Annotated in this window: 12 protein-coding genes; 7 read left to right on the top strand and 5 right to left on the bottom strand. The window is 53.6% G+C overall.

The features are described 5' to 3' along the window. The first annotated feature begins 73 nt into the window (after nucleotides 1-73). A complete protein-coding gene (rcnR, locus tag CWS43_RS20200) occupies nucleotides 74-346 on the top strand; it encodes a Ni(II)/Co(II)-binding transcriptional repressor RcnR (protein ID WP_101078880.1) in 273 nt (90 codons plus the stop codon). A 54-nt stretch (nucleotides 347-400) separates the two neighbouring features. Here the strand turns inward: rcnR and CWS43_RS20205 are convergent, their stop codons facing one another. Together CWS43_RS20205 and CWS43_RS20210 are read right to left on the bottom strand one after the other, a co-directional pair. Then, on the bottom strand, nucleotides 401-1,315 hold the full coding sequence (locus CWS43_RS20205; RefSeq protein WP_101078881.1) for an AraC family transcriptional regulator: 915 nt from the start codon (nucleotides 1,313-1,315) through the stop codon (nucleotides 401-403). Nucleotides 1,316-1,818: 503 nt separating this feature from the next. Further along, nucleotides 1,819-2,070: a YdgH/BhsA/McbA-like domain containing protein gene (locus CWS43_RS20210; protein WP_101078882.1), complete on the bottom strand. Its 252-nt coding sequence runs from the start codon at nucleotides 2,068-2,070 to the stop codon at nucleotides 1,819-1,821. A gap of 264 nt (nucleotides 2,071-2,334) precedes the next feature. Between CWS43_RS20210 and CWS43_RS20215 the strand changes: the two genes are divergently transcribed. Next, nucleotides 2,335-3,228, top strand: a complete 894-nt coding sequence (locus CWS43_RS20215) for a LysR family transcriptional regulator (RefSeq protein WP_101078883.1) — start codon at nucleotides 2,335-2,337, stop codon at nucleotides 3,226-3,228. Nucleotides 3,229-3,263: 35 nt separating this feature from the next. Here the strand turns inward: CWS43_RS20215 and CWS43_RS20220 are convergent, their stop codons facing one another. Beyond that, entirely contained in the window at nucleotides 3,264-4,682 is a 1,419-nt protein-coding gene (locus tag CWS43_RS20220; protein ID WP_101078884.1) for a NarK family nitrate/nitrite MFS transporter, read from the bottom strand. Nucleotides 4,683-5,047: 365 nt separating this feature from the next. Here CWS43_RS20220 and narX point away from each other — a divergent pair, with 365 nt between their 5' ends. Together narX and narL are read left to right on the top strand one after the other, a co-directional pair. Then, nucleotides 5,048-6,838, top strand: coding sequence for a nitrate/nitrite two-component system sensor histidine kinase NarX (narX, locus tag CWS43_RS20225; protein ID WP_101078885.1), 1,791 nt, complete (start codon nucleotides 5,048-5,050; stop codon nucleotides 6,836-6,838). Next, nucleotides 6,835-7,485, top strand: a complete 651-nt coding sequence (narL, locus tag CWS43_RS20230; protein WP_101078886.1) for a two-component system response regulator NarL — start codon at nucleotides 6,835-6,837, stop codon at nucleotides 7,483-7,485. Before narX ends, narL begins: the two co-directional genes overlap by 4 nt. A 3-nt stretch (nucleotides 7,486-7,488) precedes the next feature. Here the strand turns inward: narL and CWS43_RS20235 are convergent, their stop codons facing one another. Further along, nucleotides 7,489-8,994 (bottom strand): YchO/YchP family invasin, encoded by a 1,506-nt coding sequence (locus CWS43_RS20235; RefSeq protein WP_101078887.1) that lies wholly within the window; start codon nucleotides 8,992-8,994, stop codon nucleotides 7,489-7,491. Nucleotides 8,995-9,438: 444 nt separating this feature from the next. Here CWS43_RS20235 and CWS43_RS20240 point away from each other — a divergent pair, with 444 nt between their 5' ends. The 3 genes from CWS43_RS20240 to CWS43_RS20250 are packed head-to-tail and all read left to right on the top strand — an operon-like array spanning nucleotide 9,439 to nucleotide 13,199. Next, the gene (locus CWS43_RS20240; protein ID WP_101078888.1) at nucleotides 9,439-10,188 is read left to right on the top strand and encodes a gluconate 2-dehydrogenase subunit 3 family protein; all 750 of its coding nucleotides are present in this window, start codon (nucleotides 9,439-9,441) and stop codon (nucleotides 10,186-10,188) included. Nucleotides 10,189-10,203: 15 nt separating this feature from the next. Continuing rightward, nucleotides 10,204-11,967, top strand: coding sequence for a GMC family oxidoreductase (locus CWS43_RS20245; protein ID WP_101078889.1), 1,764 nt, complete (start codon nucleotides 10,204-10,206; stop codon nucleotides 11,965-11,967). Continuing rightward, nucleotides 11,964-13,199, top strand: a complete 1,236-nt coding sequence (locus tag CWS43_RS20250; protein ID WP_101078890.1) for a cytochrome c — start codon at nucleotides 11,964-11,966, stop codon at nucleotides 13,197-13,199. The genes CWS43_RS20245 and CWS43_RS20250 overlap by 4 nt, the downstream gene beginning before the upstream one ends. A 78-nt stretch (nucleotides 13,200-13,277) precedes the next feature. Here CWS43_RS20250 and CWS43_RS20255 read toward each other — a convergent pair whose 3' ends face one another. After that, nucleotides 13,278-13,697: a hypothetical protein gene (locus tag CWS43_RS20255; protein WP_101078891.1), complete on the bottom strand. Its 420-nt coding sequence runs from the start codon at nucleotides 13,695-13,697 to the stop codon at nucleotides 13,278-13,280. Between the last annotated feature and the right edge of the window lie 342 nt (nucleotides 13,698-14,039).

Raw genomic sequence — 14,039 nt, forward strand, 5'->3', positions numbered from 1 at the left:
GTATCAAATACTACCCCCCAGTATACCGAAAATGTTATGCTTAATAAGAATCAGCATCATTAACGGAGTTAACATGTCTCATACCATCCGCGATAAACAAAAATTGAAAGCGCGAACCAGCAAAATTCAGGGGCAAGTTGCGGCATTACATAAAATGCTGGATGAACCCCATGAATGCGCTGCTGTTTTGCAGCAGATCGCGGCAATTCGCGGGGCAGTGAATGGTCTGATGCGGGAAGTCATTAAAGGACATCTTACTGAACATATCGTGCATGAAGACGATGTGGTGAAGCGCGAAACCGATCTGGACGTTGTGCTAAGTGTTTTAAATTCCTATATAAAATAATTTCACACCTCACGGGCGATACCCACCGCCCGGCGTCATTCTGGCCATTACATCTCAGTGAACATTATCCGGCGAGATAAAACTGGCTTTCAAAATTTTGCTGTCCCTGAGCGGTGGCAGACCAAAAAGCCGGCTGTATTCCCGGCTGAACTGCGAAACACTTTCATACCCGACTTCCAGGCTGGCCCGTCCGGCGTCCATATCCAGATTTACCATCAATTTTCGCGCCTGGTGAAGACGCAAACTTTTCTGATATTGCAGGGGGCTGACACCTGTGACCCTTTTAAAATACTGACGAAACGTTGAAGGGCTCATGAAAACTTTCCCTGCCAAATCCTCCAGACTGAACGGTTGGGTGTAGTTCTCTTTCAGCCAGGATATTGCACGGGAGATTTTGCTGACTGATTCATTTCTCTGTGCAGCATGCCGGATGTGTGCACTGCCCTCCCCGTGCAATAAGCGGATCACAATTTCCTTTCTCAGCAACGGCGCCAGTAAAGGATTAAGCACCGGCGATTGCGAGACTTCAACCATGCGGGTGAAGGCACTGAGCAATCCGGGGTCAGGCGAGCAGATACTCAGTGGCTGATAATTCACGGAACCCGTTCCTGCCGGGCTGCTGACCAGATCTATATTTTCGGCCAGCAGACCAGTATCCAGTTTGAATAACAGCCCGACGTAGGGAGATGCCGCCGTTGCCTCGGTGACGCAGGACATGACGGGAACATCCAGCGTCGTTAAAAGCAAGCTGCCCGGCCCGTATTCATAGACCTTGCCGCCATGCAGGATTTTTTTCTTCCCCTGGAGGATCAGCGCAATGCTGGGCTCGTAAATACAGGGGATAAGTTCAGTCGTCAGTGTGCGGCGAAAAGCGATCAGGTCATTATCCAGTATCAACGGCTCGCCGTCTTTTTGGGCAAATTCACTGACCAGGGCTGCAAGCATTTTTAGCAAGCTGTCAGTTAACATTCTGTCTTGTTTCCGGTATTCGTCATCATCTTTATATCCTATCGTCTTCTATTCTTGCTGACAAACACCCACAGCACGGGAAAGTTAAATGTCATATCGGGCAAAAATGACATCTTTTCGGGCAAACATTTTCCACTACTTATGCTGATAATAACAATCCGCTAAGAAATGACGGGATAAGGGCAAGATGCTGAAACCCCGGGTAGTCTCAGGCATAGGGGGGATTGTAAGGAATGAATTTTCACGCTGGCTGCAAGGATAAAATAATAGCGATGAAGCCGGTAAACGGGGGCGGAAATAGAGTGTTAAATAACAGGGCGTTATTGATGCGTGCTGATTTAATCATGAATAAAAGAGGCGATTAGCTGGCCGGTCAAATGCCGGCCATGACTTCACGCCACCTTGCGGGGAAATAAAAACCATAAATTAAGAGTTGTCACCCCAATTTTTCAACCGCCTCATAGATTGGCGTAAAGGTAAATTTATTGCAATTGTCTGTGCCATTATTTATAAATATCTGCAACACCGAACATTCTGTTCTGACCACCCACCGCAATAATACGATAAGACGTTGCGCCTGCAGCATCAGCTTTACTGCTCAGCGCGTGCTCAACTTCATCGACGGTAAGAAGATGCGAAACTGAGACTACCCCGACTTTCACTTTACCCGCGGGGGAACTGACCTGCTGTGCCGCGCACGCGAGGCCAGTGTAAGTCAGTGAGGCTAAAAATACAGCAGTCAGGATACGGTTCATTATGTGTTCTCCGGATGGGATAAATTGAAAGTTATGTCAGTTACTGTATAGAGTATTTACATCCTTCACTGACTCACTAAATAATATCAGCAACGAAGAAACAGAGTTAGACAGGCAGATTGATTAACGTTATGAATTGCGCTCATTAATAAAAATGGCATGTAGGGAAAGTATTAAAGCCCTATATCATCCATCTGATAAAAATGCACCATTATATTTCTGACAAAAATGTCAGAATAACCGGCGAAGGGAAAGAGGTGAGTTGTGCTCAAGAAAAACTTTAATGATGTGGTCTTATTTCTTGTCGTCGCACGCGAAAGAAGTTTCACTAAAGCCGCTGCCAAACTTGGTGTTTCTCAGTCAGCTCTCAGCCACGCGATTAAAGGGCTGGAATCACGCATGAATATGCGCCTGCTGACGCGCACGACCCGGAACGTCGCCCCCACTGAAGTGGGTGAAAAACTGATTGCCAGCCTGGAACCGCGTCTGGCCGATATCGAACGTGAGCTTGAAGCCATTACGCGACTCAACGGCATCGCGGCGGGTAATATTCGCCTGTCCGCTGGTGAGCACGCAGCCAGAGCCGTCGTCTGGCCCAAACTCAAAACGTTTCTCGCCCTCTACCCTGAGATTAATGTCGAACTGGTGGTGGACAATGCTTTCACCAACATTGTCGATGACCAGTTTGATGCCGGTATCCGCCTCGGTGAATCCATTGCCAGAGATATGATTGCGGTTAGAATTGGCCCTGACTTACGCATGATTGTCGTCGGTTCACCGGATTATCTCAGCAAATACCCTGCCCCGGATGTCCCCGGTGATTTACAAAGCCATCGCTGTATTAACATGCGGCTTCCGACGACCGGGGGGATGTATCACTGGGAGTTTGAGAAAGACGGTAAAAAGATGAAAGTGAAAGTAGACGGCCAGGTCACGTTCAATCACCTGGTGGAGCGCATTGACGCCGCGGTTTCCGGATTCGGGCTGGCGTGCCTTCCTGAGGATACGGTGCAGGCGCAGTTGAAATCAGGCGAGCTTATCCAGGTGCTGGATGACTGGTGCCCGTTTTTTCCCGGTTACTATCTGTATTACCCCAACCGCGAGCAACATACCCCTGCCTTTGCCTTACTGATTGAGTCGCTGCGCCACAGGGTGTGATCAACAAAAAGGGGCCGAAGCCCCTTCTCTGCCAATTATTTTCTGGCTTGCTTAGTCGCAAAGCCTTTATTGAGCTTACGCCAGTACACCAGCCAGGTGATCAAGGCGCAGACGACGTAGAATACCAGGAAGATTTTCATTGCGCCCGCCGGTGAACCGGTCAGCGCCAGTGACGTACCGAAGGCTTTAGGGATGAAGAAACCGCCGATGGCACCAATGGAAGAGATGAAGCCCAGTGCGGCAGCGGTGTCCGTGACTGCTTCGCGCAGCGCTTCGTCGTCGGTTGCACCGCACGCTTTAGCCTGGTCAGTGGTCAGTTTACGGAAAATCACCGCAATCATCTGGTAAGTGGAACCACTTCCCAATCCGGCCGTCAGGAACAGCACCATAAAGACCGCGAAGAAGGCCGGGAAGTTACCGCCCGCACCGTTCACCGGCAGGGTCAGGAACAGCAAGCCGGCGAAAATAGCCATCAGAATGTAGTTCACCAGCGTCACGCGGATCCCGCCCAGACGGTCAGACAGCATTCCGCCTGCGGAGCGGGCCAGCGCACCGAAGAACGGGCCGAAGAAGGCGTATTGCAGGATATTCACATCCGGAAACTGCGTTTTCGTCAGCATCGCAAAACCGGCAGAGAAGCCGATGAACGAACCAAATGTCGCCAGATACAACACGCTCATGATCCACAGATGGCCGCGCTTGAGTACCGGCAATTGCTGGCGGATTGACGCTCTGGACGATGCCAGATCATTCATGCCGAACCAGGCCGCGATCGTGCCGAGGATCAGGAACGGTACCCAGACCCAGGCCGCATTTTGCAGCCAGATGTCAGCACCGTTCGCCAGCGTTTGTTTATCACTGAACGCCGCAAACACGCCGAGGGAAATCACCAGCGGAGCCACCAGTTGCATCACGCTGACGCCCAGATTACCCAGCCCGCCATTAATACCCAGCGCGCCGCCCTGCTTTGCTTTCGGGAAGAAAAAGCTGATGTTCGACATGCTCGACGCGAAGTTTGCGCCACCGAAACCGCACAGCAGCGCGATAATCAGAAAAATGTTGTACGGCGTTGTTGTATCCTGCACCGCAAAACCCAGCCAGACGCACGGCAGCACGAGGAAGATCGTGCTGATCGCCGTCCAGCGGCGACCGCCAAACAGCGGGATCATGAACGAGTAAGGCACGCGCAGCAGTGCGCCGGAAACGGAAGGAATGGCAGTCAGCATAAACAGCTGGTCGGTGGTGAAATTAAAGCCGACTTTGTTGAGGTTTACAGAAACCAGGCTGAACAGCATCCAGACGCAGAAACCCAGTAACAGGCAAGGCACTGAAATCCAGAGATTCCGGCTTGCCACTTTATGCCCGGTTTTTTCCCAGAATGCCGGATCTTCAGGCCGCCAGTCCTGCAACAGGCGTGACGGCTTTTCCGTTGATGGAGCAGATGTGTGTGACATAAGTACCTCGAGTAGCAGCGCGTTATTGTTGTAATAACTGAGTTATGCCGCACACACTAGGTAGAGCACCGCCCCCGCATGTTGATGCAAATCAACGCAACGGCGGGTGTAAAAAGCCGGGAAAAAGCCCCTGAATCCTTTGTGAGTACCCGACGTATTTAGGATAAAGTGCTAGAATTCATTGAGTTGGTCAGTTAACCCGCTGCAGATTATTACGGGCATCACCCGGACGGAAATAAAGGAGTAATCACAAAGAGGTATAGGGAAACTCCCCCTGATCATAAAAAATGCCCACTCAGTTATTAAGGGCGTCTCAGCTTTACACGGTATTTATCGCTTCCGACATTAATCCAGGAACTCCAGTTATGTTTAAACGCGCTTTGCCTTCTCTGTCGCTTATCAGCCAGATCACGTTGCTGATGCTGCTGCTCGGCCTGCTGGGCATTGGCGGAATGAGCATGGCGGCCTGGATGGCGGGAAGTATTGAAGGTAACGCCCATGCCATTAATAAAGCCGGTTCGCTGCGTATGCAAAGTTACCGTTTGTTGTCGGAAGTGCCGCTGAACGGCAAAAATGCCGTGTATATCCGGCAGATGGAGATTGACCAGAACAGTGCCGATTTATTGCAGGCCGTCGAGCGTGAAAACCTCCAGCCGCAATTTTTTGCCCTGCGCCATTACTGGCAAACGACGTTGCGCGATCAGGTTCTGGCGGCGAAACATCCGCAGGACGTCTCCGCCAATATGGCCGTATTTGTCGGCCAGCTCGACGTGCTGGTGGCGGAGCTGGAGCACAAAACCGAATATCATTTGCAGCAAATCGCGATGATCCAGCGTGGTCTGGTGGCTTTCACGCTGATCCTGCTGGCGCTGACCATCTGGTTCCTCCGCCGCCATCTGCTGACGCCATGGCGGAGCCTGCTTTCTCAGGCCAGCGCGATTACCGCCGGTGATTTCAGCCGCCGTTATGAACGCAAGCGCGTGGCGACCGGCAACGCGCATAACGAAATGGATATCCTTGGTGATTCACTCAACAGCATGTCGGCGGCGCTGGCCGAAATGGTCGATAACCTGGCACAACGTGTGGCGGAAAAAACCGCCGATCTGCAGCAAAAAAACCGGGTGCTGGATTATCTTTACCGCGTCAGTCGCCAGCTGCACACCAGCGCACCGCTTGAAACACGGATGCAGCCGGTGCTGAAAGAACTGCAATCGCTGACGCCGCTCAGTGGTGTGCAGGTGCGGCAATACGAAAATAACGGCGCTGAGGTGTTTAATGAATTCAGCCAGGCCTCGCCGCGCCAGCCGGTCAGCCCGAAAGTGGGAGAACATGCGGGGGAAAACGGTGAGTCCCTGAGCTGGAGCCTGCGCGATGAGCGCGAAAACTATGGCGTTCTGCTGGCGCAACTGCCGCCGGGGCAGCATCTTAATGACGATCAGCAACAACTGGTGAATACGCTGCTTGAGCAACTGACCAGCACGCTGATGCTGGCGCGGCAGGCAGAAGATCAACAGCAACTGATGCTGATGGAGGAACGTTCGGCCATTGCCCGTGAGCTTCACGATTCGCTGGCGCAGTCGCTTTCCTGCCTGAAAATTCAGGTGGCCTGTTTGCAGATGCATCAGGAAAGGCTGTGCGAGGAAGACAACGCGCTATTGCAGCAGATGCGCGAAGAACTGAGCACCGCTTACCGCCAGTTGCGCGAACTGCTGACCACGTTCCGCCTGACGATTAATACGCCCGGCCTGCGGGCTGCGCTGCAACATACGGTAGACGAATTTTCGCGCCGCATGGGGCTTGCGATAGATTTTGATTATCAAATTCCGCCGCGTTCAGTTCCGGCGAATCAGGGCATTCACCTGTTACACATTGCCCGCGAAGCGCTGAACAATGCGTATAAGCACGCGAAAGCGACACAAGTTTCCCTTTCGTTGCACGCCGATGAAGGCGAAATCACCCTGCGTATTTGCGACAACGGTGAAGGCATTTCCCCTGACGCAGGGCGTCAAAACCATTACGGCCTGATCATCATGCAAGATCGTGCCAGCACATTACATGGCAAATGCCGGGTCGCCCCGCGCCCGGAAGGCGGCACTGAAGTCACAGTGCATTTTCGCCCGGAAGCCTTGCCAGTCAATCCTCAGGAGCAAGTATGAACGACATTACCCCTTCCACAATTTTGCTGATTGACGATCATCCTATGCTGCGCAACGGCGTAAAACAGCTGATTGCGATCGATGCCAGCCTGCAAGTCATTGGCGAAGCCAGCAACGGCGAACAAGGTGTCGAACTGGCGAAACAGCTCGACCCGGATCTGATCCTGCTGGATCTGAATATGCCCGGCATGAACGGCCTGGATACGCTGGATAAGATGCGCGAAATCTCCCTTTCAGGCCGCGTCGTTGTGTTTAGTGTGTCAAATCATGAAGATGATGTGGTAACTGCGTTAAAACGTGGCGCTGACGGTTACCTGCTTAAAGATATGGAACCGGAAGATTTGCTCACGGCGCTGCATAACGCAGCAGCGGGCAAAATGGTGCTCAGTGAAGCGCTGACGCCGGTGCTGGCGGCGAGTTTGCGTGAAAGCCGCCCGAGCGGTGACCGTGATATTCAGTCCCTGACACCGCGCGAACGCGACATCATCAAGCTTATCGCGGAAGGCCTGCCTAATAAGATGATTGCCCGCCGCCTGAACATCACCGAAAGCACGGTGAAAGTTCACGTGAAGCACTTGCTGAAAAAAATGAAGCTAAAATCACGCGTCGAAGCGGCAGTTTGGGTGCTGCAGAGTAATGTGATTTAACGGTCAGAAATTCAGCCCGGCGTCTTCGCTGTATTGCGGCTGCGCCGTCAGCGGCGGGGAAACGGTCAGCGTGATCCAGTTCGAGGTGACCTTTTGCGATTTGCTGTCTTCCACCGTCACCGACAGACGATAGCTGTTGGTCGCGCCTGCCGTTTCATCCCACGGCGGCACAATGACGCTCCAGCCATCAGGATTACGGTTATCTGACGGCGGCGTCAGGCTCAGCGCCTGAGTATCCCCCTGCCAGCTCAGCGCTACCACGGAATTGAGCGCGCGCAATTGTAATTTCAGCGGTACCGTTTCACCCGGCTGCAATGACCACGGCGGTGTGGCTAAATACACCGACAACGTTTTCCGCTGTTTAAACTCCATCACCGGCATGTTATTGCGATCGACAATATCAAACCGGCTGCCGCGCAGTGAGCGGGCTGCCGCGACATTCTGTGATGACAGTTGTTGATCCAGAGGCACGCCCAGCCGGTAATTTAGCGTCAGTTTCACTAAATCCTGATTATCACCATCCTGCCCGGCCTGATGCTCTGCCATCACCGTGACCAGGGGCACCGGCGTATAGTTAAGTCCGAACGACACCGCCGACGGATTACTCTGCCGCGTACCATTGCCGAACAAATCCACCTGATTGCCAAAATACTGCTCGTAGCTGAGCGACGCCCCCAACTGGCGGTAAAACGGCAAATAGCCTTTGGTGGTGATGTCGTAACCGCGCGCCTGACGCCGCAGTTGCGCAGACGTGCTGCTGTCCGCGCGATACGAAGTCAGCGGATGATAATAGTTGGTGGAAAACCGCAGGTAATCCGTCCAGGCTTCCGCCCCCAAGCTGCCGCGAGTCAGCTGGTGGTCAAAATCGTTATCAATGAAGGCGTTATAGCCGAGCATCCACGGCCCGGAATTAAAGCGCTGGCCAAATCCGAAATTCCCCACCGTCGCATCTGATGCGCTCTGCAACCCGATCTGGCTGTAAACCAGATTGTTTTTCGTATCGTACAGCGGGCTGAAAAGCTGGCCGGAGCTGCCGTCCAGATTATGTCCGGTGACATCCAGCGTGGTGCTGACGGTGCCGAGCGGTGAAAGCAGACTGCGGGTTTCTCTTTGCACCAGCCGGGCCGCCTGGCTCAGCGCCAGCGTCTCTGCCTGTACGCGCAGCGGATCGTCGCTGTCGGAGGTGGTGGTGCCGAGTTCTTTCAGCGTTGTGGCCAGCTGTTTTTCCGTGGCGCTGGGGCCGGTGTCATTTTTTATATACTGACTGCCGAGGCTCGGCAACGTATCGGGCTGCACAGCGTTGCCGGTATTAAACGCCGACTGCGAGTCACTGGCAGGCAGGAAACCGATGAGACCGGCACTGAGTGGGGCATTTTCGGTGGGTTCTGCCGTCAGCGCACTGGCGCTTGCAGCATAAAAGGCGGCTCCCCCTGCGATAAACAAAGAGAGGCAGGTTTTGCCTGCAAAACGCTTTAATAGAATAGAAAAAAAATCTGTGACGTTTGTCATGCCTTACACATTTTTTGAGTAAGGTTAGATCTTACCTCACACACGACATATTTCAACCTTCATGCCGTCATGCAACTTTCAGCCGCGTGGTTTATGCCCTGCCTGGCAGTGATATCCCCGCAATAAACGCGGATAAAATGTAAACACCCCTCTAATTCACGTCTAAAATTACAACATTAAAAACCAATCACACACATTTCATAACATTTTTAACAAACGATCTATTTATCTTTACAGTTGGTTTTCATTTATCCTTAGCAGGTTAACGATTATTCCGACGCCACCCGACTGCATTTTGCAGAGCGCGTCTGATGTCAGAAATAACGTTTCCCGTCAGTGTCCGCCGGAGAACGTTTATGCATGCGTCCCTCTTCCGCCATCCTCTTCCACCGAGGCTGGCAGGATGTGCGCCGAATAAAGCGATATAAAAAACAGGGAACATAGATGAGCAAAAAAACCTTGCCCGGCGTGACCCGCCGGCAAATTCTCTCGTTTACGGCAGCCTCCGCAGTTTTGGGTGCAGCCAAAGCCGCTAACGCAGTGACGCTCAAAGGCACGCCCGTGTGGAGCCCCTTTGACGCCAGCCCGCCACCGCAAATTGATACCGACGGCTGGGCGTTCTTCACCGACGCCGAAGCCGCCGCCATGGAAGCCATTGTTGACCGTCTGGTGCCCGCCGACAATCTGAGCGTCGGCGGTAAAGACGCCGGATGCGCGGTGTTCATCGATCGCCAGTTGGCCGGTTTCTACGGCACCTATGCCCGCCTTTACATGGAAGGCCCCTTTCAGGAGGGCACGCCAGAACAGGGCGACCAGTCTCCTTTAGTTCCTCAGCAACGCTATCGTCTCGGCCTGGCCGCGCTGGATAAATATGCGCAATCGCAGCACCAGAAATTGTTCAAAGATCTGCCCGGCGACCAGCAGGACCAAATCCTGTCAGGCCTGGAAAGCGGAAAAATTGCTCTGGATGGGATCGATTCCAAACTGTTCTTCGCCATTGCGCTCAAGAACACAATGGAAGGTTTCTTCGCTGACCCGATTTATGGCGGTAACCGCAATATGGTGTCGTGGAAAATGCTGGGCTTCCCCGGCGCACGCTACGACTACCGTGAATATGTCGGCAAACATAACCAGAAACTCGATCTGGAACCGCTGAGCATTTCAGGCGGCGACGCGTGGAAAATGAAGAGCTAAGGGCAGAAAAACAATATGGCAAAGAAATTACCTAAAACCGACGTGGTGGTCATCGGGCTCGGCTGGGCCGGCTCGATCATCGCCAATGAACTGTGCGACGAAGGCCTGAACGTGGTGGCTATCGAACGCGGCCCGTGGCGTGATACGGCGCGCGATTTCAACGTGGCCACCGTCGCCGACGAACTGCGTTACAACTCCCGCCAGGAACTGATGTTACGCACACGCCAGAACACCATTACCATCCGTAATAATCCGGCGCAAACCGCGTTGCCCATGCGTGAATGGGGCTCATTCCACCCGGGCAACGGCACCGGCGGCGCAGGCAACCACTGGGCAGGCATTACCTTCCGGTTCCAGCCGGACGAATTCCGCCTGAAAAGCCATCTGACCGAACGTTACGGCGCAAAAGCCATCCCTGAAGAACTGGTCCTGCAGGACTGGGGAACCGACTGGGAAGAGATGGAGCCGCATTACGCCTCCTTTGAGCGCATCGCCGGTGTCTCCGGCAAGGCCAGCAACGTAAACGGCGAGCATCATGACGGCGGCAACCCGTATGAAGGCATGCGCTCAATTGAATACCCGACCCGCCCGATGGACCAGCCTTACGGCCCGACGCTGTTTGCCGAGGCCGCACGCAATATGGGATACAAAGCGTTCCCGGTGCCCTCTTCGCTGATCTCCGAGCCTTACACCAATCCGCTCGGCGTCAAAATGGGGCCGTGTACGTTTTGTGGTTTCTGCACCAACTACGGCTGCGCCAATTACTCCAAAGCCAGCGCTATCACCACCGTCTTACCGGCATTGATCCGCAAAGAGAATTTCGAAGCCCGCACCAACTGTGAAGTGATGCAGGTACTGAAAGATTCCACCGGCAAACGCGCAACCGGCGTGGTGTACATCGACTCTTCCGGCGACGAATGGGAACAACCTGCCGACCTGGTGATCGTCAGCGCCTTCACCTTTGAAAACGTGCGTCTGATGCTGCTTTCCGGCATCGGTAAGCCTTATGATCCGGTCACGTTAGAAGGTACGACGGGCCGTAATTACGCGTATCAGACGGCCAACGGCGTGCAACTGTTCTTCGATGACAAGAACTTCAACCCGTTCATCGGCGCAGGTGCGGTCGGGATGGGCATTGATGATTTTAACAACGATAACTTCGACCACAGCGGCCTCGGGTTCTTTGGCGGCGGCAGTATCCGCGTAACGCCAATCGGTGGTGCGCCGATCGGCTACCGCCCTGTTCCGCCGGGAACGCCGAAATGGGGTTCCGAGTGGAAAAAAGCCACCGTGGCCAACTATCTCAGCTCGATGTCCATCGGCTGTGAGGCCAGCAGCTACACCACCAAAACTAACTATCTGTCGCTCGATCCGAACTACAAAGATCGTCTCGGTCGCCCGCTGTTGCGCGTCACGTTCGATTTCCCGGAAAACGATCTGAAAATGGCGGCGTATTGCACCGGTAAAGTGGCGGAAATAGCGAAAGCGATGAACCCGCGCCAGCTGGTTGCCAACCCGATGAAAGGCCACTGGAACGGTACACCGTATCAGTCATCTCACGTCGTCGGCGGATTTGTGATGGGCGCGGATCCGTCCACCAGCTCCGTGAACAAACACCTGCAAGTCTGGGACGTGCCGAACCTGTTTGTGGTCGGCGCATCGGCCTTCCCGCAAAACCCGGGATACAACCCGACCGGCACCGTCGGCGCACTGGCGTTTAAAGCCGCTCATGCGATCCGTAACTATTACCTGAAAAAACCGGGAGAGATGATCGCATGAAAAAGTTAACGTCATTCTCACTCGGCTTGCTGGCACTCAGCGTTTCCGGTTTGGCGCACGCCGCCGGTGACGGCTCATTCGAGCAGGTTGAACGGGGCCGCTATCTGGCCACCGTCGGCGACTGCGCAGCCTGTCACACTGCCTCCACGCCGGACGCCAAACCGTTCGCCGGTGGCGTGCCCATCGAAACGCCGTTTGGCCGTTTAGTCGGCGCCAATATCACGCCGGATCCGGAAACGGGTATCGGTAAATGGTCATTCGATGACTTCCAGCGCGCAATGTCCGAAGGCGTGGGCCACGGCGGCAAACGTCTGTACGGCGCTATGCCGTTCACGGCGTACACCAAAGTGACCCGCGAAGATAACGCGGCGATCTGGGCGTACCTGCAAACGCTGCAACCGGTACATCACGAAGTGGAAACCAACCAGCTGCCGTTCCCGTTCAACGTACGCGCCAGCCTGATGGGCTGGAACTGGCTGAACTTCAACAAAGGCGAATTTAAACCGCAGATGGATAAGTCAGCGGAATGGAATCGCGGCGCATACATTGTTGAAGGTCTGGGACACTGCGGCACCTGCCATACGCCGAAAAACATGATTGGCGGTGATAAAGACAGCGAGTTTCTGCAAGGCGCTGTGGTGGAAAACTGGGTTGCGCCGGATATTACCAGTAACCGGCACACCGGTATTGGCAACTGGACGCAGGAAGATCTGATGCAATATCTGAAAACCGGTTCTAACCGGTTCGATATCGCCTCAGGCCCGATGGCGGAAGAAGTGACGAATTCGTCGCAACACTGGACGGATGCGGATCTCAAAGCCGTGGCGGTTTACCTGAAAGACAGCGGCCATGACAGCGGCAGCACCGCGCCTGCCCCGGTGAAAGCCGGGGACAGCGCGATGGTGGCCGGTAAACATATCTACGCCGACCGCTGTTCTGCCTGCCACACGCCATCCGGTATGGGTCAGGAAGGGTTGTTCCCGCGCCTCGCCGATTCCGCGCTGATCAACCAGCCGAATGCGACATCACTGATCCGCGTTGTGCTGGCGGGCAGCCGTCCGGTAGCGACCGACAGCAAACCGACCGCGCCGTCTATGCCGTCATTTGATGCCAACATGAGCGATGCGGACGTGGCGAATGTGCTGACCTACATCCGTAACAGTTGGGGAAATGCCGCCGCACCGGTTTCGGCAAGCGATGTGAAAGATTTACGCGCAGAGCTGAAGAAATAACCGGACGCCAGACAGGACAAAGGCCGCGAAAGCGGCCTTTTATCTTACAGACGTTTGAAGACTTTTCGCGCCAAACGGTCAGTGCTGAGAAGGCATCTGCATAATCTGCACTAACAGGTGATCGTTGTTCTGGCTCAGCTGTACCAGATGTTTGCACTCAACTTTTATTGCCGTGAGTTGTTCTTCTGTCAGTGAATACGGCAGGTTGATATCAATACTGTACATATTTTGCTGCTCGGCCAGTTCAATCAGACGCACGATGTTCGTTTCATCACTGACCTGTGTGGAAACCACCTGTAATGCCAGCGCGCGCAAGGCTTCCTGCTTAGATTTTTCTTTCTTAGAACGGGATTTCAGAACCATGCCGAAAAATGGCATCACGCCATAAATAGCGTCAACAAAACTCCATTTCTTTTTGCAGGATGCGGACAAATATTCCATATAGTCAAAGGACGCTTTTTGACTGCGCGCATCGGGTACCAGGCGGTTTTCATTCATCCCCTATTCCTCTTCCTGGTCAGGGCCTGTTCATTTGGACGTCTGTGTTGAACGTACGAAGGCGTGCTCGGTGCTGTTTTTTGGCGAATCAATAATGCAAATGAATCTATAACGTTAAAGTTATTCGTCTATATAATGGCATAATTCATGAATACTTTGCCAGTCAGTTCAGGTGCTTTAGTTTGGGCCGTTGCCACTCGGGACGCAAAACCTGCTATTTCAGAATTTGACCAAAGTATTTAGCGGATATGGAATTTATGCCGCAAAACTGACATGTTCTATTACCCTGGCACGATGGCGTCATCAGGCGCGTCACGCTATGCTAACCACCGGATTTTTTAT

The sequence above is a fragment of the Rahnella sp. AA genome (assembly GCF_002834385.1).
Classification (GTDB): Bacteria; Pseudomonadota; Gammaproteobacteria; order Enterobacterales; family Enterobacteriaceae; genus Rahnella.

Bases quoted from the DNA above. Each gene is read 5' to 3' on its own strand.
- narX (WP_101078885.1), top strand. From the start codon at position 5,048: ATGTTTAAACGCGCTTTGCCTTCTCTGTCGCTTATCAGCCAGATCACG.
- CWS43_RS20245 (WP_101078889.1), top strand. From the start codon at position 10,204: ATGGCAAAGAAATTACCTAAAACCGACGTGGTGGTCATCGGGCTCGGC.
- rcnR (WP_101078880.1), top strand. From the start codon at position 74: ATGTCTCATACCATCCGCGATAAACAAAAATTGAAAGCGCGAACCAGC.
- CWS43_RS20205 (WP_101078881.1), bottom strand. From the start codon at position 1,315: ATGTTAACTGACAGCTTGCTAAAAATGCTTGCAGCCCTGGTCAGTGAA.
- CWS43_RS20250 (WP_101078890.1), top strand. From the start codon at position 11,964: ATGAAAAAGTTAACGTCATTCTCACTCGGCTTGCTGGCACTCAGCGTT.
- CWS43_RS20255 (WP_101078891.1), bottom strand. From the start codon at position 13,697: ATGAATGAAAACCGCCTGGTACCCGATGCGCGCAGTCAAAAAGCGTCC.
- CWS43_RS20240 (WP_101078888.1), top strand. From the start codon at position 9,439: ATGAGCAAAAAAACCTTGCCCGGCGTGACCCGCCGGCAAATTCTCTCG.
- narL (WP_101078886.1), top strand. From the start codon at position 6,835: ATGAACGACATTACCCCTTCCACAATTTTGCTGATTGACGATCATCCT.
- CWS43_RS20235 (WP_101078887.1), bottom strand. From the start codon at position 8,994: ATGACAAACGTCACAGATTTTTTTTCTATTCTATTAAAGCGTTTTGCA.
- CWS43_RS20210 (WP_101078882.1), bottom strand. From the start codon at position 2,070: ATGAACCGTATCCTGACTGCTGTATTTTTAGCCTCACTGACTTACACT.
- CWS43_RS20220 (WP_101078884.1), bottom strand. From the start codon at position 4,682: ATGTCACACACATCTGCTCCATCAACGGAAAAGCCGTCACGCCTGTTG.